The 22,567-nt window shown below is 72.8% G+C and carries 17 protein-coding genes; 10 read left to right on the top strand and 7 right to left on the bottom strand.

Going from position 1 to position 22,567, the window contains the following annotated elements:
* Positions 1-10 precede the first annotated feature (10 nt).
* Positions 11-889 carry a helix-turn-helix domain-containing protein gene (locus tag L7N97_RS23390; RefSeq protein WP_237480656.1) on the bottom strand — a complete coding sequence of 293 codons (879 nt, stop codon included), beginning with the start codon at positions 887-889 and terminating at the stop codon, positions 11-13.
* Between the two features lie 129 nt (positions 890-1,018).
* On the opposite strand from L7N97_RS23390, the gene L7N97_RS23385 reads away from it, so the two are divergent.
* The gene (locus L7N97_RS23385) at positions 1,019-1,984 is read left to right on the top strand and encodes a fatty acid desaturase (protein ID WP_237480655.1); all 966 of its coding nucleotides are present in this window, start codon (positions 1,019-1,021) and stop codon (positions 1,982-1,984) included.
* Here L7N97_RS23385 and L7N97_RS23380 read toward each other — a convergent pair.
* A complete protein-coding gene (locus tag L7N97_RS23380) occupies positions 1,964-3,322 on the bottom strand; it encodes a formimidoylglutamate deiminase (RefSeq protein WP_237480654.1) in 1,359 nt (452 codons plus the stop codon). The two genes, L7N97_RS23385 and L7N97_RS23380, sit on opposite strands and share 21 nt — an antisense overlap.
* A gap of 126 nt (positions 3,323-3,448) precedes the next feature.
* Here L7N97_RS23380 and hutI point away from each other — a divergent pair, with 126 nt between their 5' ends.
* The 7 genes from hutI to L7N97_RS23345 all read left to right on the top strand — a co-directional run bounded on the left by hutI (position 3,449) and on the right by L7N97_RS23345 (position 13,505).
* Positions 3,449-4,663 (top strand): imidazolonepropionase, encoded by a 1,215-nt coding sequence (hutI, locus tag L7N97_RS23375; protein WP_237480653.1) that lies wholly within the window; start codon positions 3,449-3,451, stop codon positions 4,661-4,663.
* Positions 4,660-6,204 carry a histidine ammonia-lyase gene (gene hutH, locus L7N97_RS23370; RefSeq protein WP_237480652.1) on the top strand — a complete coding sequence of 515 codons (1,545 nt, stop codon included), beginning with the start codon at positions 4,660-4,662 and terminating at the stop codon, positions 6,202-6,204. The genes hutI and hutH overlap by 4 nt, the downstream gene beginning before the upstream one ends.
* Positions 6,201-7,868, top strand: a complete 1,668-nt coding sequence (hutU, locus tag L7N97_RS23365) for a urocanate hydratase (RefSeq protein WP_237480651.1) — start codon at positions 6,201-6,203, stop codon at positions 7,866-7,868. The genes hutH and hutU overlap by 4 nt, the downstream gene beginning before the upstream one ends.
* A 379-nt stretch (positions 7,869-8,247) precedes the next feature.
* Positions 8,248-9,816, top strand: coding sequence for an ABC transporter substrate-binding protein (locus tag L7N97_RS23360; RefSeq protein WP_237480650.1), 1,569 nt, complete (start codon positions 8,248-8,250; stop codon positions 9,814-9,816).
* Between the two features lie 64 nt (positions 9,817-9,880).
* The gene (locus L7N97_RS23355) at positions 9,881-10,828 is read left to right on the top strand and encodes an ABC transporter permease (protein WP_237480649.1); all 948 of its coding nucleotides are present in this window, start codon (positions 9,881-9,883) and stop codon (positions 10,826-10,828) included.
* Positions 10,829-10,840: 12 nt separating this feature from the next.
* Positions 10,841-11,674, top strand: coding sequence for an ABC transporter permease (locus tag L7N97_RS23350; RefSeq protein ID WP_237480648.1), 834 nt, complete (start codon positions 10,841-10,843; stop codon positions 11,672-11,674).
* Positions 11,675-11,684: 10 nt separating this feature from the next.
* The gene (locus L7N97_RS23345; RefSeq protein ID WP_237480647.1) at positions 11,685-13,505 is read left to right on the top strand and encodes an ABC transporter ATP-binding protein; all 1,821 of its coding nucleotides are present in this window, start codon (positions 11,685-11,687) and stop codon (positions 13,503-13,505) included.
* A 396-nt stretch (positions 13,506-13,901) separates the two neighbouring features.
* Here the strand turns inward: L7N97_RS23345 and L7N97_RS23340 are convergent, their stop codons facing one another.
* The 5 genes from L7N97_RS23340 to L7N97_RS23320 all read right to left on the bottom strand — a co-directional run bounded on the left by L7N97_RS23340 (position 13,902) and on the right by L7N97_RS23320 (position 18,314).
* The gene (locus tag L7N97_RS23340; protein WP_237480646.1) at positions 13,902-14,219 is read right to left on the bottom strand and encodes a DUF2934 domain-containing protein; all 318 of its coding nucleotides are present in this window, start codon (positions 14,217-14,219) and stop codon (positions 13,902-13,904) included.
* A gap of 343 nt (positions 14,220-14,562) precedes the next feature.
* Complete coding sequence (locus L7N97_RS23335) at positions 14,563-14,766, bottom strand: hypothetical protein (RefSeq protein WP_237480645.1); 204 nt, start codon at positions 14,764-14,766, stop codon at positions 14,563-14,565.
* 486 nt (positions 14,767-15,252) lie between these two features.
* Positions 15,253-16,701, bottom strand: a complete 1,449-nt coding sequence (locus tag L7N97_RS23330) for a carnitine 3-dehydrogenase (RefSeq protein ID WP_237480644.1) — start codon at positions 16,699-16,701, stop codon at positions 15,253-15,255.
* Positions 16,698-17,591, bottom strand: a complete 894-nt coding sequence (locus L7N97_RS23325) for a beta-keto acid cleavage family enzyme (protein ID WP_237480643.1) — start codon at positions 17,589-17,591, stop codon at positions 16,698-16,700. Before L7N97_RS23325 ends, L7N97_RS23330 begins: the two co-directional genes overlap by 4 nt.
* A gap of 225 nt (positions 17,592-17,816) precedes the next feature.
* Positions 17,817-18,314 carry a hypothetical protein gene (locus L7N97_RS23320; protein ID WP_237480642.1) on the bottom strand — a complete coding sequence of 166 codons (498 nt, stop codon included), beginning with the start codon at positions 18,312-18,314 and terminating at the stop codon, positions 17,817-17,819.
* A 158-nt stretch (positions 18,315-18,472) separates the two neighbouring features.
* Between L7N97_RS23320 and L7N97_RS23315 the strand changes: the two genes are divergently transcribed.
* Positions 18,473-20,455, top strand: coding sequence for a CocE/NonD family hydrolase (locus L7N97_RS23315; RefSeq protein WP_237480641.1), 1,983 nt, complete (start codon positions 18,473-18,475; stop codon positions 20,453-20,455).
* A 69-nt stretch (positions 20,456-20,524) separates the two neighbouring features.
* On the top strand, positions 20,525-22,561 hold the full coding sequence (locus tag L7N97_RS23310) for an NADH:flavin oxidoreductase (RefSeq protein ID WP_237480640.1): 2,037 nt from the start codon (positions 20,525-20,527) through the stop codon (positions 22,559-22,561).
* Positions 22,562-22,567 lie beyond the last annotated feature (6 nt).

Raw genomic sequence — 22,567 nt, 5'->3', positions numbered from 1 at the left:
TCCCGGACGCTCACCGCACCTCGTCGGCCAGCCTGGCGATGACCTCCCCGACCGCGTGCGGCTGCACGGCCGCGCGGCGGATGAGATCGTCGAACCGGCGGGCGAACATGCGGATGTGGTCGGAGCCGTTCAGCACCAGGTAGGACTGGCCCAGGAACAGCACCGCGCGCTTCGAGCCGAACACCGTGAAGGGCGAGGCGTAGACCTCGCGCCCGTCGTAGAGGTAGAGCCGCAGGCTCGGGTAGGCGCCCTCGTAGATCGCCGCCATGTGGAGCAGCTGGTCGCGCCGCGCCCCGGCCTCCATGCCGTGCCACGTGTCCTGCCCGGCCGCGAGCGCCCACAGCGACTGCAGCGCGACGCAGACCTCCACGTCCTGGTCGGGCCGGCGCATGAAGTCGAGCCGCGCCCGCACGGCGTCGAGCCGCGCCGGCGCGGCGTCGCGGAAGGCCGCCGCATATTCGAGGCGGAGCGCCGCCTCGGTCTTCAGGAAGTCGGGCAGCGCCAGCGGCACCGTGCGGATGCGGTAGCCCTCGGCCTCGTTCAACCACGCCATGAAGCGGTCGTCCGCCGGCAGGTGGTCCGAGGGGGCGATCTGCAGCATGGCCTCGATGATCTCCGCGCCGACCTCCTCGCGCTGGCTGAGGCCCAGGAGCCAGTCGACCGACACGTGCGCGGCCCGGGCGATCGCCACCAGCGTCTCGGCGCGGGGCAGGCGCGGGTTCGCGTCCGTCATCAGCTGAGACAGGGTCGAGCGGTCGAGGCCGGCCAGTCGCGCGAAGGCGGCCGGGCTCGCCGCCGCCCGCGCCATGGCGACGTCCAGGCGGCGCCGGAAAAGCTCGACGGTGTCGTCCCGCGCTTGGGAGGCTGAGTTGGTGACGGGAGGCCGCATGCGATGGGATGGTCAACGGATGGTGATCGCGGAAAACATCTACCGACTTTGTAGACAAGTCCAGCGTTGTGCGCCGCGGCGGGCCGCCTAGCCTGGGAGTCCTCCCGACTTCCTCGACGGACAGCCTCAATGGAGCCTCAGGCCCGCCTTCCCCATCCGCAGCGCGCCCGCGGCGTCGAATGGCCGTCGGTCGCGCTCTGCGCCGGCGTCTACGGCGGGTTCGGCGCGCTGACGTGGTGGCATGCGAGCCTGCCGGCGCCGCTCGTCGCGCTCGGCCTCGCCGCGCTCCTGACCCTGCAGGCCTCGATGCAGCACGAGTTCATCCATGGCCACCCGACGCGCTGGCGCCGGCTCAACCGCGCGCTGGCGGCCGTGCCGCTGTCGCTGTGGCTGCCCTTCGAGTCCTACCGGCGGACCCATCTCGTCCACCACCGCGACGAGTCGCTGACGGACCCGTTCGACGACCCCGAATCCTGGTACTGGTCGGCCGAGGCCTGGGCGCGGCTCGGGCCCGCCGGACGGGGCATCGTGCGCTTCCAGACGACGCTGCTCGGGCGCCTCGCCCTCGGCCCCGCCTGGATCGTGGCGCGCTACCTCGCGGGCGAGGCGCGGGCGGTGGCGGCGGGGGCGCGCGGCGCGCGGCGCATCTGGCTCGGCCACGCCGCGGCCGCGGGGGGCGTCGCCGCCTGGGTGTTCGGCTTCTGCGGCCTGAGCCCCGCCTTCTACCTCCTCGCCGTCGTGTATCCGTCGACGTCGCTGCTGCTGCTCCGCTCCTTCGCCGAGCACCGCGCCGCAGAGGGCGTCGGCGAGCGCACCGCGATCGTGGAGAACGCGCCCGTGCTGGGCTTCCTGTTCCTCTACAACAACCTCCACGCGGCCCACCACGAGCGCCCGCTCGTGCCCTGGTACGCGCTGCCGCGCCTGTACCGGGCCGAGCGCGCCCGGCTGGTGGAAGCGAACCGCGGCCTCGTCTACGACGGCTACGGCGACGTGGCACGGCGCTTCCTGCTCGTGCCGCACGACGCGGCGCTGCACCCCGACCATCGGGAAGACGCGATCCCGGAGGTCGAGACCCTACGCCGCGCCGCCGGCTAGGCGCGCCATCGCGGCGGCGTAGCGCCGCCGCACCGCCGCCCGCGCGACGTGCCGCCCGCCCTCGACGCGTTTTTCTCCGCGCACCCACACGCAATCGACGAGCGCCCGGCCGGCGCCGAAGATCCAGGCGTCGAGCACCGTGCCGGGCCCGTGGCCGGCGAGCGCCGGGTGGTCCGCGTCGAGCGAGACGAGATCGGCCGGCGCGCCGACCGCGACGCCGGAGGCGCCCTGCCCCAGCGCCGCGCCCCCGCCCGCCAGCGCGGCGTCGAACAGGGCGGCTCCGGTCGAACCGCCCGGCGGCGCCAGGACGTTGCGGGCCCGGCGCGCCAGCCGCTGCGAATATTCGAGCTGGCGCAGCTCGCCCGCCGGGTCGATCGCCACGTTGGAGTCGGTGCCGACGCCGAAGCGCCCGCCCGCCGCGAGGAAGTGCGTGGCGTCGAAGGTGCCGTCGCCGAGGTCGGCCTCCGTCACCGGGCAGAGCCCCGCCACGGCGCCCGACCGCGCCATCGCGCCGGACTCGGCGTCGGTCATGTGCGTCGCGTGGACGAGGCACCAGCGCCCGTCGACCGGGGCGTGGTCGAGCAGCCATTCGACCGGCCGCGCACCGCGCTGCGCGACGCAGTCAGCCACCTCCTGCTCCTGCTCGGCGACGTGGATGTGCACCGGGCGGCCCTCCGCCAGCCCCGCCACGGCGCGGAGTTCGTCCGGCGAAGCCGCGCGCAGGCTGTGGGGGGCGACGCCGAGGTTCGCGCCGTCGAGGCCGCGGAGCGCGCGCCCGCTCGCCTCCAGCAGCCGCGCGTAGCCGTCGAGCGTCGAGGCGAAGCGCCGCTGTTCGGGGCCGGCCGGCGCGCCGTCGAAACCCGCGCGGGCGTAGAACACGGGCAGCAGCGTGAGCCCGATCCCGGTCTCGGCCGCCGCCGCGGCGATCCTTTGCGCCATCTCGGCGGGGTCGGCGTAGGGCCGCCCGTCCCGGTCGTGGTGCAGGTAGTGGAACTCGCCGACGCGGGTGAAGCCCGATTCCAGCATCTCGGCGTAGCCCTGCGCCGCCACGGCCTCGGCGTCCTCGGGCGTCATCGCCAGGGCGAAGCGGTACATGGTGTCCCGCCAGCTCCAGAAGCTGTCCGCGCCGGGACCGCGGGTCTCGGCCAGGCCCGCCATGCCGCGCTGGAACGCGTGGGAATGGATATTTGGCAGGCCCGGCACGCCGATGCGGTGCGTCTCCGCGCCCGGCACGCGGCCGGGCTCCAGCGCCGCGACGCGCCCGCCCTCGACCGCCACGCTGACGTCGCGCCGCCAGCCCGCGGGGGTCAGCAGGAGGTCGAAGTGGATCGCGGCCATGTCGGTCCTCGCCGGAATCGCGCCCGTCGCGCGCCCCGCAGCGTCCGACTTGACGGCGGGCTTGTCCACGCCGCTTGATGACGGGTGAGCCCGCCGCCGGCCCGCGGCGGGGAGCGTCGAGGTGCCATGGCCGCCACCCTCTTCCGCCGCGCCCGCCTCGCCACCCTGGCCGACCCCGCGGGCGGCCTCGGCCTCGTCGACGACGGCGCCGTGCTGGTCCGGGGCGGGCGCATCGCCTTCGCCGGGCCGGCCGCGGACCTGCCGGCCGACGCCGCCTCCGGCGCCGAGCCGGTGGACTGTGGCGGCCGCCTCGTCACCCCCGGCCTGATCGACTGCCACACCCACCTGGTCCACGGCGGCGAGCGCTCGAACGAGTTCGAGATGCGCCTCGCCGGCGCCGCCTACGAGGACATCGCCCGCGCGGGCGGCGGCATCGTGTCCTCGGTCCGGGCGACGCGGGCCGCCTCCGACGACAGTCTGTTGCAGGGGGCCCTCGCGCGGCTCGACCGGCTGATCGCCGAGGGCGTCACGACGGTCGAGGTGAAGTCCGGCTACGGGCTCGACCTTCCTACCGAGGCGCGCATGCTCCGCGCCGCGCGCCGGCTCGGCGCCGAGCGGGACGTCGCGGTGGTCACGAGCTTCCTCGGCGCCCACGCCCTGCCCCCGGAGGCGCGCGGCGACCGGGGCGCCTACGTCGACCGCGTCGCCGGGGAGATGCTGCCGGCGCTCCACGCCGAGGGGCTCGTCGACGCGGTGGACGGGTTCTGCGAGGGCATCGCCTTCTCGCCCGCCGAGATCGGCCGAGTGTTCGACGCGGCGCGGCGGCTCGGCCTGCCGGTGAAGCTGCACGCCGACCAGCTTTCCGACCTCGGCGGCGCGGCGCTCGCGGCGCGCCACCGCGCCCTGTCGGCCGACCACCTCGAACACTGCTCGGAGGCGGGCGCCGCCGCGCTGGCGGAGGCCGGCACAGTGGCGGTGCTGCTGCCCGGCGCCTGCTATTTCCTGCGCGAGGAGCGCCGCCCGCCCGTCGGCGCCTTTCGCCGCCACGGCACCCGCATGGCGGTGGCGACAGACTACAACCCCGGCACCTCGCCGCTCACCTCGCTGCTGATGGCCGCCAACATGGCGGCGACGCTGTTCCGGCTGACCGTCGCGGAAAGCCTGGCCGGCATCACGCGCGAGGCCGCCCGGGCGCTGGGTCTCCTCGGCGACCGCGGCACGCTCGTGGCCGGAAAGTGGGCCGACCTCGCGATCTGGGATGTCGAGCACCCGGCCGAGCTCCTGTGCCGCATGGGCTTCAACCCGCTCCACCGCCGGGTCCGGCGCGGGGTGCCGTCATGAGCCCGCCCCTGCTCCTCGCGCCGGGCGCCGTGCCGCTCGCGGCGTGGCGCGACGTGTATTTCGGCCGCGCCGCCGCGCTCGACCCCGCCTGCCGCCCCGCCGTCGAGCGCTCGGCCGCCGTGGTGGACGCCATCGTGGCCGAGGGCGAGCCCGTCTACGGCATCAACACCGGCTTCGGGAAGCTGTCGACGGTGCGGATCGCGGCGGGCGACCTCGCCGCGCTCCAGCGCAACATCGTGCTGTCCCACGCGGCGGGCGTCGGCGCGCCCCTGCCCGCGCCCGTGGTGCGGCTCGTCATGGCGCTGAAGGTGGCGAGCCTCGGCCAGGGCGCCTCGGGCCTGCGGTGGGACACGCTGGCGCTGCTCGACGCCTGCCTCGGGCGCGGCCTCGTGCCGGTGATCCCGTCGAAGGGCTCGGTCGGCGCCTCGGGCGACCTCGCGCCCCTGGCCCACATGACGGCGGCGCTGATGGGCGTCGGCGCCTTTCTGATCGACGGCCGCGCCGTCGAGGCCGGCGCCGCCCTGGCGGCGGCCGATCTCGCCCCCGCCTCGCTCGGCCCCAAGGAGGGGCTGGCGCTGCTCAACGGCACGCAGGTGTCGACCGCGCTGGCGCTGGCGGGGCTGTTCGAGGCCGAGCGGGCGTTCCGGGCGGCGCTCGTCACCGGCGCGCTGGCGACCGACGCGGCCCGCGGCTCCGACGGCCCGTTCGACCCGCGCATCCACGCCCTGCGCCGCCACCGGGGCCAGACCGAGGTGGCGGCGGCGCTTCGCGGCCTGATGGCCGGCTCGGCCATCCGGGACTCGCACCTCGTCGACGACCCCCGCGTGCAGGACCCCTATTGCCTGCGCTGCCAGCCGCAGGTGATGGGCGCCTGCCTGGACGTGCTGCGCGGCGCGGCCGCCACGCTGGAGACCGAGGCCAACGGCGTGTCCGACAACCCGCTCGTCTTCGTCGACACGGGCGAGGTAATCTCCGGCGGCAACTTCCATGCCGAGCCGGTCGCCTTCGCGGCCGACGCGATCGCGCTCGCGATCTGCGAGATCGGCTCGGTCGCGGAGCGGCGGGTCGCCATGCTGGTCGACCCGGCGCTGTCCGGCCTGCCGGCCTTCCTCACGCCGCGGCCGGGGCTGAACTCCGGCTTCATGATCCCGCAGGTGACGGCGGCCGCGCTGGTGTCGGAGAACAAGCAGCGCGCCCATCCGGCCAGCGTCGACTCCATCCCGACCTCGGCCAACCAGGAGGACCACGTGTCCATGGCGACGCACGGCGCGCGGCGCCTGCTCGGCATGGCCCGCAACGCCGCGGACGTGGTCGGCATCGAGTTGCTGGCCGCCGCACAGGGCTGCGACTTCCACGCCCCGCTCCGCTCCAGCGCCCCCCTGGAGCGCGCCCGCGCCCTCCTCCGCGCCCGCGTCCCCGCCCTCGCCGACGACCGACACTTCGCCCCCGACATGGCGGAGGCGGGCGCGCTCGTGTCGTCGGGCGCGCTGGCCGAGGCCGCGGGCTCCAACCTCCTGCCCAGCGTGGAGCCCGCGCCGTGACCCGCCTCGACAACCTAAGGCGCATCCGCGCGCCCCGCGGCCCGCACATCACCGCCCGCTCCTGGCTGACGGAGGCGCCGATGCGGATGCTGATGAACAACCTCGACGCCGAGGTGGCCGAGCGCCCCGGCGAGCTCGTGGTCTACGGCGGCATCGGCCGCGCGGCGCGCGACTGGGACAGCTTCGACCGCATCGTCGCGGCCCTGAAGCGGCTCGACGGCGACGAGACGCTGCTGGTGCAGTCCGGCAAGCCGGTCGGCGTGTTCCGCACTCACGCGGACGCGCCGCGCGTGCTCATCGCCAACTCGAACCTCGTGCCGCGATGGGCCACCTGGGAGCACTTCAACGAGCTCGACCGGCGCGGCCTCATGATGTACGGCCAGATGACGGCCGGCTCCTGGATCTACATCGGCAGCCAGGGCATCGTTCAGGGCACCTACGAGACCTTCGTCGAGATGGGGCGGCGCCACTACGGCGGCTCGCTCGCGGGCCGCTGGATCCTCACCGCGGGCCTGGGTGGCATGGGCGGCGCCCAGCCGCTCGCCGCCACCCTGGCGGGGGCCTCCTGCCTCGCGGTGGAGTGCCGGCCGAGCGCGATCGAGTTCCGCCTGCGCACCGGCTACGTCGACGTCGCGGCGCGCGACCTCGACGAGGCGCTCCTCATGCTGGAGCGCGCCAAGGCGGACGGGCGCCCGGTGTCGGTGGCGCTGCTCGGCAACGCCGCCGACGTCTTCGCCGAGATCTTCCGCCGCGGTGTGCGGCCCGACGCCGTCACCGACCAGACCTCGGCGCACGACCCCGTCAACGGCTACCTGCCGCAGGGCTGGACGCTCGCCGAATGGGAGGACCGGCGCGCCGCCGACCCCGCCGGCGTCGCCGCGGCGGCCAAGCGCTCCATGGCGGGCCACGTGCGCGCCATGCTGGACTTCCACCGCGCCGGCGTGCCCACCGTCGACTACGGCAACAACATCCGCCAGATGGCGCTGGAGGAGGGCGTCGCGGACGCCTTCGCGTTCCCGGGCTTCGTGCCCGCCTACCTCCGCCCGCTGTTCTGCCGCGGCGTCGGTCCCTTCCGTTGGTGCGCGCTGTCGGGCGACCCCGAGGACATCTTCCGCACCGACGCGAAGGTGAAGGAGCTGATGCCGGGCGACGCGCACCTCCACCACTGGCTCGACATGGCGGGCAAGCGCATCCGCTTCCAGGGCCTGCCGGCGCGCATCTGCTGGGTCGGCCTCGGCGACCGGCACCGGCTCGGCCTCGCCTTCAACGCCATGGTGGCGAGCGGCGAGCTGGGGGCACCGGTGGTGATCGGCCGCGACCACCTCGACTCGGGGAGCGTCGCCTCCCCCAACCGCGAGACGGAGGGGCTGCGCGACGGCTCGGACGCCGTGTCGGACTGGCCGCTCCTCAACGCGCTGCTCAACTGCGCGTCCGGCGCCACCTGGGTGTCGCTGCACCACGGCGGCGGCGTCGGCATGGGCTTCTCGCAGCACGCCGGCATGGTGGTGGTGGCCGACGGCACCCCGGAAGCCGCGGCGCGCATCGGCCGCGTGCTGTGGAACGACCCCGCGAGCGGCGTGATGCGCCACGCCGACGCGGGCTACGCCGACGCGCTCGACTGCGCGCGCCGGCACGGCCTCGACCTGCCGGGCCTTCCGGGCTGAGGGTGCGCCTCACGGCTCATCGCGCGTCTTCCCTGCGCCGCCGCATGATGCCGCGAAGTCCATCGCCCCGCTCCACTGGCGGCCCTCTCCGGGGCACTTGGTAGAAACTCATTGACGGACGCGCAGCGGACCGCCGACACTCTCCCCGGCGGCTCGATTCGTCCTCGTCCCCGAGCATCGCGAGATGCCCGACAAGCTTCGGCCGAAGCGTCGTCGACGGCGGTTTCGCGAGGACGCAGCAGCGGGCGCCACAGGACGTGACCGGACTACGGGCCGATACTGGTCTGCTCGCCAGTTCGGGCACGGAGATTGCACAACGAGGTCACTGATTGCGTTGTCCTTCGGTTCTTCCCATCGCCATCCCGAGAAGAAAGTGCCCATGAAAGCTGCAGATCCGTCGTCGTCAGGTCCGTCGAGCCTCATCATCGACCGTCGGACGCTGTTGGCGGGCGCCAGCGCGCTCGGGTTGTCCTTCGGGCCGCTCGGCGGCCTCGCTCGGGCCGCGGACGCGCCCAAGAAGGGCGGCACGCTGCGCCTCGGCATGGAGGGCGGCAGCGCCTCCGACAGCTTCGACCCCCGCACCTTCGCGGACTCAGTTGCCATCAACTACGGCTACCAGGTCTACAACGGCATGGTGGAGATCGGCGACGACGGCGAGGCCGTGGGCGAGCTCCTCGAGTCCTGGGACACCAAACCCGGCGCGACCGAGTGGGTGTTCAACGTCCGCAAGGGCATCACCTTCCACTCCGGCAAGACGCTCGACGCTGACGACATCGTTTATTCCATCAACCTGCACCGCGGCGACACCAAGTCGGCCGCCAAAGACCTGCTCAGCGCCATCACGGACGTGAAGAAGCTCGGCCCTAACCAGGTCGGCATCACGCTCTCGACCGGCAATGCGGACCTGCCCTACAACCTGTCCGACTACCACGTGCTCGTGGTGCCGAACAACTTCACGGATTGGGCCCACCCCGACGGCACGGGCGCCTACAAGCTCGAGCACTTCGAGCCGGGCGTGCAGGTGGTGACCAAGAACACCGGCCATTACTGGAAGCCGAACCGCGCCTGGTACGACGGCGTCGAGCTGCGCTACATCCCAGACGCCTCTGCCCGCTCGCAGGCGCTGATCTCGGGGCAGGTCGACGCGGTGAACAGGCTCGACCCCAAGACGGTCGGCTTCGTGATGAAATCGCCGAAGGTCAACGTGGTGCAGACCAAGGGCACGGGCAACCGCTTCGCCTTCGTGGCGCTCTGCGACGACCCGGGCTACACCAGCAACGACGCCCGCATGGCGCTGAAATACGGCATCGACCGGCAGAAGATCATCGACACGGTGTTCAAGGGCTATGCCCAGGTCGGCAACGACACCACGATCAGCCCGGCGAACCGCTACTACGCCCAGAACGACCCGCCCCACACCTACGACCCCGACCGCGCCGCCTCGCTCTACAAGAAGGCGGGCAGCCCCAAGTTCAGGCTGCAGGTGTCCGAGGGCGCCTTCTCGGGCGCGACCGACGCCGGCGTGCTCTACCAGGAGGCCCTGAAGAAGGCCGGCATCGACCTCGAAGTCGTGCGCGTGTCGGGCGACGGCTACTGGAGCAACGTGTGGCTCAAGGCGCCGTTCTGCGCCGTCTACTGGGGCGGCCGGCCGACGGTCGACCTGCAGCTGTCGCAGACCTTCATCTCCACCGCCAACTGGAACGACACGCACTGGCGCGACCCGAAGTTCGACAAGATCGTCACCGAGGCGCGCGTCGAACTCGACGACGCCAAGCGCAAGCAGATGTACGCCGAAGCGCAGCACCTGATCGCCGACAACGCCGGCATGGTGTGCTTCGCGGTCGGCGACTACCTCGACGGCTATTCCAAGAAGGTCATGGGGGCGAAGCCGCACCCGCGCTACGACCTGTGCGACGAGCGCGTCGCCGAGAAGACCTGGTTCTCCTGAACCGGGCCCTCGCGGCCGGGCCCTCCGCCCGGCCGCTTCCGCCGCGCCGAGGAAGGGTCCCGCCGTGCTCCGTCTGATCCTGTCGCGCATCGGCCTCGGGCTCGCGACGCTGCTCGCCGTCTCGGTCGTGGTCTTCGTGCTCACGCAGATCCTGCCGGGCGACGTCGCCTCGGCCGTGCTGGGCCAGTCGGCGACGCCGGAAACTCTCGCCAACTACCGCCACGAGCTCGGGCTCGACCGGCCCGCGGTGATCCGCTACTTCGTGTGGCTGTTCGGCGTCCTGCACGGCAACTTCGGCGTCGCGCTGACGAACGGCCAGACCATCGTCGACGTGCTCGGCCCGCGCTTCAAGAACACGCTGTTCCTCGCCGGCTACGCGGCCCTGCTGGCCCTGCCGCTCGCGATCGGCTTCGGCATCCTGTCGGCCATCCGCGAGGGGCGTATCACCGACCGCCTCGCCAACATCGTGGCGCTGCTGGCCATCTCCATGCCGGAGTTCTTCGTCGGCTACGTGCTGATTCTGAACTTCGCGGTCAACCACGAATGGTTCCCGTCGCTGGCCACGGTGGACTCGTCCATGCCGTTCTGGGCCCGCGTGTGGACCGTGACGCTGCCGGCGATCACCCTCACCTTCCTGGTCACGGCCCACATGCTGCGCATGACGCGCAACTCGGTCCTGTCGACCATGTCGACCGCCTACGTCGAGATGGCCTTCCTGAAGGGCCTCAGCCGCGCCCGCGTGGTGACGCGCCACGCCCTGCCCAACGCCGCCTCGCCGGTGATCTCGGTGATCGCGCTGAACCTCGCCTACCTCGTGGTGGGCGTCGTGGTGGTCGAGAACGTGTTCACCTACCCCGGCGTCGGCCAGTACATGATCGACGCCGTGACCAAGCGCGACGTGCCGGTGATCGAGGCCTGCGGCATCGTCTTCGCCGGCGTGTTCATCTCGCTCAACACCGCCGCCGACGTCATGGCCATCGCGCTCAACCCGCGCCTGCGCCACCCCCGCTGAGGACCGCCACGGATGACCATCTTCGGCCACAAGGCGCCCCTGACCGCGATCGCCGGCCTGCTGATCATCGTGCTCAACATCGCCGTCGCGGTGGCGGGGCCCTGGCTGGCGCCCTACGGCGAGACGCAGGTCGTCGGGAGCGGGTGGGACCCGGCCTCCGCGGCCGCGTGGTTCGGCACGGACCAGATCGGCCGCGACATGCTCACCCGCCTGATCTACGGCGCCCGCATGACGATCGGCATCGCCTTCGTCACGACGCTCCTCTCGTTCGCGATCGGCATCACGCTCGGGCTGGTCGCGGCCGTGACGGGCCGTTGGGTCGACACGCTGATCTCGCGCGCGGTCGACGTGGTCCTGTCGATCCCGCTGCTGATCTGGGCGCTGATGATCCTCAACGTGCTCGGCCAGTCGCTGTTCTCGCTGGTCATCACCATCGGCTGCCTCGACTCCACCCGCGTGTTCCGCCTCGCCCGCGCGCTGGGGCTGAACCTCGTGTCGCTCGACTTCGTGGAAGTCGCGCGCATGCGCGGCGAGGGCCTGTGGTGGGTGGTGAGCCGCGAGATCCTGCCCAACGCCGCCGCGCCCTTGATGAGCGAGTTCGGCCTGCGCTTCTGCTTCAACTTCCTGTTCATCGCGGCGCTGAGCTTCCTCGGCCTCGGCGTGCCGCTGCCCTACGCCGACTGGGGCGGCATGGTGAAGGACAACGTGGGCGGCATCTCCTTCGGCCTGCCCGCCGCGCTCTATCCGGCCGCCGCCATCGCGCTGCTGACGGTGGGCATCAACCTCGTGGTCGACTGGTTCCTGTCGATCGACGCGCGCCCGTCCGGCGCCCAGGCCGAGATGTAGGGAGGCTGCGATGCCCGACGACCAGATCCTCCGGCTGGAGAAGCTCCGGGTCGAGACCATCACGGGCCGGCTGCTGGTCGACGACGTCGACGTCGAGCTGAAGCGCGGCGAGATCCTGGGGCTGATCGGCGAGTCGGGCGCCGGCAAGTCCACCATCGGCCTCGCCTCCATGGCCTACGCCCGCGCCGGCATGCGCATCACCGGCGGCAGCGTCACCCTGGCCGGCACGGAGCTGCGCGCCTCGACGGCGCTCTACCGCCGCCACGTGCGGGGCAAGAGCATCGCCTACATCGCCCAGAGCGCCGCCGCCTCCTTCAACCCCGGCATGACGCTGATGGACCAGGTGTGCGAGGCGCCGGTGATCCACGGCGTGATGGCCCGCGCCGAGGCGGAGGTCTACGCCAAGAAGCTGTTCCACACCCTGCAGCTGCCGAACCCCGACACGATCGGCGACCGCTACCCGCACCAGGTGTCGGGCGGCCAGCTCCAGCGCGTCATGGCCGCCATGGCGATGAGCTGCCGCCCCGACGTGATCGTGCTCGACGAGCCCACCACCGCGCTCGATGTGACGACGCAGATCGAGGTGCTGGCACTCCTGCGCGACCTCATCTCGGAGTTCGGCACAGCGGGCCTCTACATCACGCACGACCTCGCCGTGGTGGCCCAGATCGCCCACCGCATCATGGTGCTGCGCCACGGCAAGATGGTGGAATGCGGCGACACGGTGCAGATCCTGGAGCAGCCGCGCACCGAATACTGCCGCGCGCTGGTCAACGAGCGGCGCGAAGCCGAGCACCTGACGCTGTCGGTGCCCGACAAGGCCGCGCGGCCGATCCTGCGCGTGCGCGACGTCACGGCGGGCTACGGCGGGCAGGTGAAGGGCGCGCGCCCCGTGGTGAAGGGCGCCTCCTTCGACCTCGCGCGCGGCGAGACGCTGGCGGTGGTGGGCGAGTCGGGCTCGGGAAAGAGCACGGTGGCGCGCATCGTCACCGGGCTGCTGCCGCGCTGGAGCGGCGAGATCGAGCTCGAGGGCAAGAGCCTGCCGGCCGCGCTCGGGAGCCGCCCGAGCGACATCCTGCGCCGCCTGCAGATGGTGCACCAGATGCCCGACACGGCGCTGAACCCGCGCCAGACGCTGGCGCAGATCATCGGGCGGCCGGTGGCGCTGTTCTTCGGCAAGGGCCGCGCGGAGGTGCGGGCGCGGGTGCTGGAACTCCTGCGCCTCGTCGGCCTGCCGGAGGAGTTCGCGGACCGCAAGCCGGGCCAGCTGTCGGGCGGCCAGAAGCAGCGCGTCTGCATCGCCCGCGCGCTCGCGGCCGAGCCCGAGGTGATCATCTGCGACGAGCCGACCTCGGCGCTCGACCCGCTGGTGGCCGAGGAGGTGCTGAAGCTGCTGAAGGGCCTGCAGGACCGGCTAGGCCTCGCCTACGTGTTCATCACCCACGACCTCGGCACGGTGCGGCGCATCGCGCACCGCACGGCCGTGATGCTGAAGGGCGAGATCATCGCGCAGGGGCCGACGGAGGAGATCTTCTCCCCGCCCTACCACCCCTACACCGAGAAGCTGATACTGTCGGTGCCGGAGATGCACACGACCTGGCTCGACGAGATCCTGGCGAAGCGCGGCGGCGCCGCCGGCCTGATCGCGGGCGCGGCCGAGCGCCCGGCCGAGCCGGCTCTGGCGGCGCGTGCGGCGGCCGGGGATGCCGGTGCCGTGGCCGAGACGGAGCGGCTCGCCGCGCGCGAGGTGCTGGCCGAGGGGCGCGGCGCGGCCGGGCTGGACGCGCTGCAGACCGAGGTGCGCAACCTCAAGGGTATGCTGGAGACCTGAGGCCGGAGCGCGATCCCGGCGCAGCTGGCGACGCAGCGCCTGGACGGAGGCCGACGCGTTCAGGGGTGCGCGCCATCTCCGCGAGAGGCCGTACCTGTGCCGATCGGCGGCGCCTCTCGCCCGACGGCATCGGCGTCACGGCGCGAGGCCATCAGCCACTCCGTCCAGCGCCGGCATCGGGCGTCCATCTCCGCGACGGCGCCCGCCGGCGTCGCGTGGACGTGGACGACGGGCGTTCGGCGTGGGGTCGCCGCCGGAGCGGCGCCGAACGAGCTTCCGATGTCGTCCATGGATCCCTCCCGTTCCATCGCGACGGTCGCTCCGTCGCTCGCCCGTTCATCGCCGCGCGATCCGGCTCTTTTCTCGGACTGCCCCCTGAGCCGTGTCCGTTTCCCCTCAGACGTCGACGATGGGGGTGGGCCACCGCCGCGGTTTCGACTTCACGTCGATGAGCGGCCTGGAGATCTCGCCATCGATCCCGGAAGTCGCATCGGCGGGTTCGGCCGGCGGCGCGGCCTCGTCCGGGCCGGACAGGACGGCCGCACCGTCGCCGTCCAGGCCGGCGAGTGTCGTGGCTCCCGCTCCGTCGCCCTCGGCAGCGCACTCGGCCTCTGCGCGGCGCCAGTGCTCCTCGTGGCTCCCGTGCACGCACCCGCCCTCTTCCCAGAGCTGGTAAGCCCGAGCTCGGACAGCGTTCTGGTCGATCGTGGCCATGGGGTTCCTCCGCGCATCTCGGCTCGGGATCGGGCGCCGCGGGATGCGCGCCCCCTGGCCGGTCAGGTGTCGAGCGTCACGGTGCCGGCCGTGTGGTGCGAGCTGGCGTGCGAGCGGATCTTCTCGATCCGCTTGGCGACCTGCTCGGCTGTGAAGCTCGATGGAGCATCGCCGGACCGGGATCCGTCTGGGCGCAGCTGGAAGCGTGGGTCATCGCGGTCGGGTCGACGTCGTCGGCAGGTTTGCGCTGCAGCCCTCGGTGCTGGAGCATGGCTTTCTCCATGGAACGACATGCTTGCGGGCGGCGCGCGTGATCGCCGCGCCGCTCAGCGGAGCGCCATGGTCACAGCAGGACCTGCTGACGGCGCTGGTTCCACGATGCCTCTGGCATCGCGGCGGGAGGCTGCTGTCGCTCGCCGGTCGCCCTGGCCTCCGCCGCCCGGGCCCTCAGCCGGTCCGCAGCCTGGACGGTGGTGACGTCCCCGCGGTGGGGGGCGATGCCGCGACGCTCCCAGGCGGGGATGTCCTGGATGATGTGATTTCGCATGGTGAGATCGTCCCTCTTCTATCAAATCATCGAGCAACGAAGCGGTGATCTCAGCTCAGGTAAACCCTGTAATTCGGCATAAATGTGTCGCCAGAACGTTAGGCGTAGGAAGAATTGACGACCCCAATCTATATCGCATGTTATCGAACGTCGAAAGGCGGGGGGATCGGATACGGGAAACATCACCTTCATACTCAAGGTCAGGCATGGACTGCCGGATGAGTTCTGCCGATCACAAAAAGTCTGACAAATACCAGAAGCCGGGGTCGCATCGGATCCGACTCTGGTTCCACGATGTGGTGCGATGTCCGCATCGCATGCGCGAGAGATGCTTGGCGGCCCCGGCGTGTGTACGGCGAGGGGTCACAGCGCCGGATGGGCGCAAGGGAGCCGCGCCGCGCGCGTCCATCGAACGCGACCGTGAACCGGTGAGGTCGATGTGACCGCGGTGCCGACCCTGACGCTGCTGGCCGGCTCCGCCCCGGCCTATCGCGCTCCCACGCTCCGCCCCGCCGGCTCCGGCCATGCCAGACCGGCGTGGTCGCGGGCCAGCACCGCCATCGCGTCCCGCACCGCTCCCTCGGCCGCGACGCTGCGCCGGGCCTCGGTGTCGACGTGGAGCAGCATCTGCTCGGCGCTCGCCAGCTCCGCCCCGTCCGCCGCGCGGCGCAGGCGGTGGAAGACGTGCAGCCGCTTGCCGTCGGCGCCGAGCACCTGCGTGTCGACGGTCAGAGCCTCGCCCTGCCGCGCCTCGCCGCGGTGCATGATGTGCGTCTCGACCGTGTAGAAGCTTCGCCGGCCCGCGAGGTAGGCGGCATCGACGCCGATCCGCAGCAGCAGCGCGTCCGTGGCCTCGCCGAAGCACTGCAGGTATCGATGCTCCGTCATGTGGCCGTTGTAGTCGATCCAGTCCGGCAGCACGGCGCCGGTCCAGGTCTGCCGGGGCGTGCCCGCCGCCCCCCTGCCCCGCAGCGCCCGCTCGTGCGAGGCCACCACGGCGCCCGCGGCGTAGTCCTGCCCGCGTAGGCCGCTCAGCACCGCGACGAGGCAGTCGTCGCGCCGCCGCTCCAGCTCGCGGATCGACACGCCCGCGGCCTGGTCGTCGGACTGCGCGGCGACGCGGTCGACGAGCGCGTCGGTCAGCTCGGGCGCGACGAGTTTGGTCCAGGGCAGCTTCAGCGCCGGGCCGAACTGCGCGAGGAAGTGGCGCATCCCCGCCTCCCCGCCCGCGAGGCGGTAGATCAGAAAGGTGCCCATGAAGCTCCAGCGTAGGCCCGCGCCGTAGCGGATCGCGTCGTCGATCTCCTCCGTGGTCGCGATCCCGTCCTCGACGAGCCACAGCGCCTCGCGCCACAGGGCTTCGAGCAGCCGGTCGGCCACGAAGCCATCGACCTCCTTGCGCACGCGCAGCACCCTCATGCCGACGCTCTCGTAGAGCGCAGCGGCGCGGTCCTGCGCCGCCGGCGCGGTGCGCTCGCCGCCGCAAACCTCGACGAGCGGCAGCAGGTAGACGGGGTTGAACGGGTGGCCGACGACGAGCCGCTCAGGGTGCGCCATGCCGGCGGCGAGCCGCGTCGGCAGCAGCCCCGAGGTCGAGGAGGCGATCACCACCTCCGGCGCCGCGGCGGCGTCGATCTCGCCGAGCACCCGGACCTTGAGCGGCTCGACCTCCGGCAGGCTCTCGACGACGAAGCTCGCGCCCGCGACCGCGTCGGCCACCGAGGCCGCGATGCGCAGGGTTCCCTCCGCCAAGGCCAGGCCGGGCATCAGCCGCGCGCGCGCCCGGCGGGCGTTGCCCAGCACGGCGTCGAGCTTGCGGGCGAGTTCCGGGTCGGGGTCGAAGACCGCGCAGTCGTGCCCGTCGAGCAGGAAGCGCGCCGCCCAGCCGGCGCCGATGACGCCGCCGCCGACGAGGCCGATGCTTTCCTTCGTCATGCCGGGCTCCGCAGCTTCAGCTTCTCGCGCACAGCGGCCGGTCCCATCACGCTCCCGCCCATGGCGGTGAGGATCGTCGCGGCGCGCTCCACCAGCGCGCCGTTGGTGGCGAGCACGCCCCGGTCGAGCCACAGGTTGTCTTCCAGCCCGACGCGGACGTTGCCGCCCGCGATCGCCGCCATGGCGACGTAGGGCAGCTGCCGCCGCCCGATCGAGAAGGCGCTCCACACGGCGCCCGGCGGCAGGCGATGCACCAGCGACATCAACGTCAGGGGGTCGTCCGGCGCGCCGTAGGGGATGCCGAGGCAGAGCTGCACCATGGCCGGCCCGTCGATGAGGCCTTCCCTGACGAGGTCGTTGACGAAGACGAGGTGGCCCGAATCGAACACTTCCAGCTCGGGCCGCACGCCCAAGCTCTTCACCTGCTGCGCCATGGTGCGGAGCGTCGCCGGCGTGTTGGTCATCACGTAGTCGCCGAGCGCGAAGTTCATCGTGCCGCAGTCGAGCGTGCAGATCTCGGGGCGCAGCTCGGCCACGTGGGCGAGGCGCTCGGTCGGGCCCGCCATGTCGGTGCCCGCGGGATCGAGCGGCAGCGGGTGCTCGCCCGCCCCGAACACGACGTCGCCGCCCATGCCGGCGGTGAGGTTGAGGATCACGTCGGTGCCGGAATCGCGCACGCGCTCCACGACCTCGCGGTAGAGCGGCAGGGCGCGGGACGCGCGCCCGGTCTCGGGGTCGCGCACGTGGACGTGAGCGATGGCGGCGCCGGCCCGCGCGGCCTCGACGCAGGCCGCGGCGATCTGCTTCGGTGAGACGGGCACGTGCGGGCTGCGCCCCGCCGTGTCGCCCGCCCCCGTGACCGCGCAGGTGATGAAGACGGATGGGTTCATGCGGGGGCGTCGCTCCGGAAGCCGATGCGCGAGGATCACGCGCCACCCGCGGTTCAGCTCGACGGCTTGCGACACCCCTCTGTTCTCGATGCGACGCGGGGAGCTGTTCGGACGCCGTCGCGTGGCGACGGCGGCGAGTCCGGGGTGGCGGCCGGGGCATCGGGACGCGGCATCATGGTCGCGGGACAGGATGCCGAAGCGGCCGCGCAGGACGCGCTTCTCCGCTCAGTCGCAGTCGACATCCCGGAGCAGGACGCCCAGCCCCTTGTCGAAGCGCGTGGTCGATGCCACGAGGCGCCCCCACCGGAGTTGAAAGGTCCCCATGCCGGGATGGTCGGCCAGACCCTTCACCATGTCGTCCCTGATCTGACGCTCGGCGGCCTCCGCCATCGGTGCGGCCAGCGCCGCCGCGACGGTGGTGAACATCTCCTGATCCTTGGCCGACACCGGTGCCATCACGCCCGCGTCCACTTCGTCGACGACGTTGTTCTGTTGGATGATGCGGAAGCCGACGCCCCCCTGGAGGACGTTGCCGCTCCGGGGCACTGTCAGGAACACCATGTCGCCCTGCGTCCCGGTGAGGATCGGGGCAGGCAAACCGTCGGATGCCAACGCGGAGTGCAGCGCGGGCATGAAGGTTTCGAGCGCCTCGCCCGTGCTGCCGCTATGGCAACCCGCCGCGGCGACTCCGGGCATCAGAACCGCCACGACGGAAACGAGCATCGCCCTCATCGCGTTTCCCACCCTCGGTCGACTGGCGCAGTGTCGACCGGGCGTCAGAGGCCGTCAAGGCTCCGGCCGCGCGTCGGTCTCCCATACTTTGACGGGGGCCGCGAAGACAGCGATCCTGCGGAACGGCGCGCAGCGGTCGAGGAGGCGACGTGGACGAGCGTTACGAGGTCGAGATCACCGAGAACCTGTGGATCCCGCTCGCAGACGGGACGCGGCTCGCCGCGCGCATGTGGCGTCCCCGCGCCGCCGGCCCCGTGCCGGCCGTGCTCGAATACATCCCCTACCGCAAGCGCGACGGCACTCGCGGGCGCGACGACCCGATGCACGGCTTCTTCGCCGCCGCGGGCTACGCGGCGCTGCGCGTCGACATGCGCGGCTCGGGCGACTCCGACGGGCTGCTCGACGACGAATACCTCGCGCAGGAGCAGGACGACGCGCTGGAGGTGATCGCCTGGATCGCGGATCAGCCCTGGTGCTCGGGCGCGGTCGGCATGATGGGCAAGAGCTGGGGCGGCTTCAACGCGCTGCAGGTGGCGGCGCGGCGCCCGCCGGCCCTCGCGGCCATCGTCACGGTCTGCTCCACGGACGACCGCTTCGGCGACGACATCCATTACAAGGGCGGCTGCCTGCTCAACGACAATCTGTGGTGGGGCTCGATCATGCTGGCCTACCAGGGCCGGCCGCCTGACCCCGAGATCCGCGCCGACTGGCGCGAGCGCTGGATCGAGCGGCTCGACGCCATGCCGTTCTGGCCCGCCCTGTGGCTCGCCCACCAGACGCGCGACGGCTATTGGCGCCACGGCTCGGTCTGCGAGGATTGGGGAGCGATCCGGTGTCCCGTGCTGGCGGTGGGCGGCTGGACCGACGCCTACACGGACGCGGTACCGCGGCTGCTCGCCAACCTCGACGTGCCGCGCCTCGGCATCGTCGGTCCCTGGGCGCACGTCTACCCGCAGGACGGGAGCCCCGGCCCGGCGATCGACTTCCTCGGCGAGTGCACCCGCTGGTGGGACCACTGGCTGAAGGGCCGCGACACCGGCGCCATGGCCGAGCCTCGGCTGCGCGCCTTCGTCGAGGACTGGCAGGAGCCCTCGGCGACGCGCCGGCTCTCGGAAGGCCGCTTCGTGGGCGTCGAGACCGAGGCGGAACAGCTGCGGTTCGGGCTCGCGCCGGGTCGCCTCACCGCGGGCGCGGGCGAGCCCGCCCGGCTCGCGGTGAAGTCGCCGCCCTGGACCGGCACGGGCGGGGGCGAGTGGATGGGCACCGGCGTGGCGGGCGAGCGGCCGACCGATCAGCGACTCGACGACGGGCTGTCGCTCTGCTTCGACACGGAGCCGCTCCCCGAGCCGGTCGAGATCCTCGGCAACCCGTCCGTCGAATTCGTGCTCGCGTCGGACCGGCCGCAGGCGCAGCTCGCGGTGCGGCTTTGCGATGTCGCGCCGGACGGCTCGTCGCTGCGCGTCTCCTACGCGGTGCTCAACCTCGCGCACCGCGACGGCTCCGCCGATCCCCGGCCGATGGTGCCCGGCGCGCCCGTCCGCGTCTCCATCGCCCTCAAGATGTGCGGCCACCGCGTGCCGGCCGGCCACCGCCTGCGCCTCGCCGTCTCGACCGCCTGCTGGCCGCTGGTCTGGCCTGCGCGCGACGACGCGACCCTGACGATCGAGACCGGCGACAGCCGGCTCACGCTGCCGACGGCCGCCGGCGCCCGCGACGCGCGTTTTGAGCCGCCGCGCCACGGCCCCGCCGCGCCCGCCACCGTGCTGGCCGGGGGCCGGGCGGCGCGGCGCGTGACCTTCGACGTCCAGGACGGGACGGCCGCCTACGTGATCGAGGCCGAGGGCGGCCTCTTCGGGGAGGGCACGCTCCGCTTCGACGACATCGGCACGGAGCTGTCGCACGATCTCACACGCACCCTGACGGTCGGCCGCGACCCGCTCAGCGCCGAAACCCGCATCGTCCAGCGCTACGCCATGGGGCGCGAGGGCTGGCGCGTGCGGATCGAGACCGAGGCGGCGATGCGCGGCGACGCGGAATGCTTCACCATCGAGGGCGAGCTGCGCGCCTACGAGGGCGACGCGCTCGTCCGCACCCGCACGTGGCGCGAGCGCATCCCGCGGCGCGATCTGTGAGCCGCACCACCGCTCGTCCCCGCGCAGGCGTGCACGCGGGCGACGACCGCTGACGAGGAAGGCTCATCCATGTCCGCCGATCCCCTGCTCCAGCCCTTCCGGCTCAAGCACCTCGCCCTGCGCAACCGCCTGCTGTCCACCGCGCACGAGCCCGCCTACACCGAGGACGGGATGCCGAAGGACCGCTACCGGCTCTACCATTCCGAGAAGGCGCGCGGCGGCATCGCGCTCACCGTGATCGGCGGCTCGGCCGTGGTGGCGCCGGACAGCCCGCAGGCCTTCGGCAACATCCTGCTCTACCGCGACGAGGTGGTGCGCTGGCTTTCCGAGCTGGCCGACGACGTCCACGGCCACGGCGCCGCCGTGATGATCCAGATCACGCACCTCGGCCGCCGCACGACATGGGCCAAGGCCGACTGGCTGCCCGTGCTGGCGCCGTCCGGCGTCCGCGAGCCCGCCCACCGCGCGTCCCCGAAGGCCATGGAGGACTGGGACATCGCCCGCGTGGTGGCCGACTACGCCGACGCGGCCGAGCGCGCGAAGGCGGCCGGCCTCGACGGCATCGAGGTCGAAGCCTACGGCCACCTCGTCGACCAGTTCTGGTCGCCGCTCACCAACCACCGCGACGACCGCTACGGCGGGAGCCTCGACAACCGCCTGCGCTTCGGCCTGGAGGTGCTCGCCGCCATCCGCGAGCGCGTAGGGCCGGACTTCGTCGTCGGCGTGCGCGCCGTGGCGGACGAGGACCAGGAGGGCGGCCTCACCCGCGAGGAGGGCCTCGGCATCGCGGGGCGGCTCACGGCCTCGGGGCTGATCGACTTCGTCAACGTCATCCGCGGCCACATCGACACCGAGGAGGGGCTGAGCCACGTCATCCCCAACATGGGCGCGCGGTCGGCGCCGCACCTCGACTTCGCCGGCGAGGTCCGGGCGGCGACGCGCCTGCCGACCTTCCACGCCGCCCGCATCCAGGACGTCGCGACGGCGCGCCACGCGATTCGGAGCGGCAAGCTCGACATGGTGGGCATGACGCGCGCCCACCTCGCCGACCCGCACATCGCCCGCAAGATCGCGGAGGGGCGCGAGGGCGCGATCCGCCCCTGCGTCGGCATGGGCTACTGCATCGACTCGATCTATTCCGGCCAGGCGGTCTGCATCCACAACGCCGCCACGGGGCGCGAGGGCTCCGTGCCCCACGTCGTGCCGCGGTCGGCCGGCCCGCGCCGGCGCATCGTGGTGGTGGGCGCGGGGCCGGGCGGGCTGGAAGCCGCGCGGGTCGCGGGCGAGCGCGGCCACGCGGTGACCGTGCTCGAAGCCGCGGCGCAGCCCGGCGGGCAGGTGCGCCTCGCCGCCGCGCTGAAGCGCCGCCGCGAGATCCTCGGCATCGTCGACTGGCGCATGAGCGAATGCGAGCGCCACGGCGTCGCCTTTCGCTTCGACACCTACGCCGAGGCCGCGGACGTGCTCGCCGAGGAGCCGGACGTCGTGGTGGTGGCGACGGGCGGGCTGCCCGACACCGGCTTCCTCGGCGACGGGGCGGCGCTGGCCACCTCGGGCTGGGACCTGCTGTCCGGCGCCGTGCGGCCCGCCGCCTCGGTGATCGTCTACGACGGCGACGGCGCCCATCCCGGCATGACCGCGGCGGAGTTCGTGGCCGGCAGCGGCGCGGCCCTGGAGGTGGTGACGCCCGAGCGCACGCTCGCGCCCGACATCGGCGGCACGAGCTACCCGGCCTACTTCCGCGCGCTCAGCGAGGCCGGCGCCGCGGTGACGCTGAACCTGCGCCTGAAGGGCCTGGAGCGGCGCGGCAACCGCGTCGTGGCGCGGTTCTTCGACGACTACGGCCGGCGCTGGGTGGAGAAGGAGGCCGACCAGGTCGTGGTCGAGCACGGCACGGCGCCGCTCGACGAGCTGTATTTCGCGCTGAAGCCTGGCTCGGCCAACCTCGGCGAGGTCGATCACGCGGCGCTGCTTGCCGGCCGGCCCCAGAGCGTGGCGCGCAACCCGGAGGGGCGCTACCGGCTGTTCCGCGTCGGCGACGCCGTGGCGGGCCGCAACATCCACGCGGCGATCTACGACGCGATGCGCTTGATGAAGGACCTGTGATAGCGT

Origin of the sequence: Lichenibacterium dinghuense (assembly GCF_021730615.1) — a bacterium.
Taxonomy (GTDB): domain Bacteria; phylum Pseudomonadota; class Alphaproteobacteria; order Rhizobiales; family Beijerinckiaceae; genus Lichenihabitans; species Lichenihabitans dinghuensis.
This window is presented reverse-complemented; position numbering and strand designations above follow the sequence as displayed.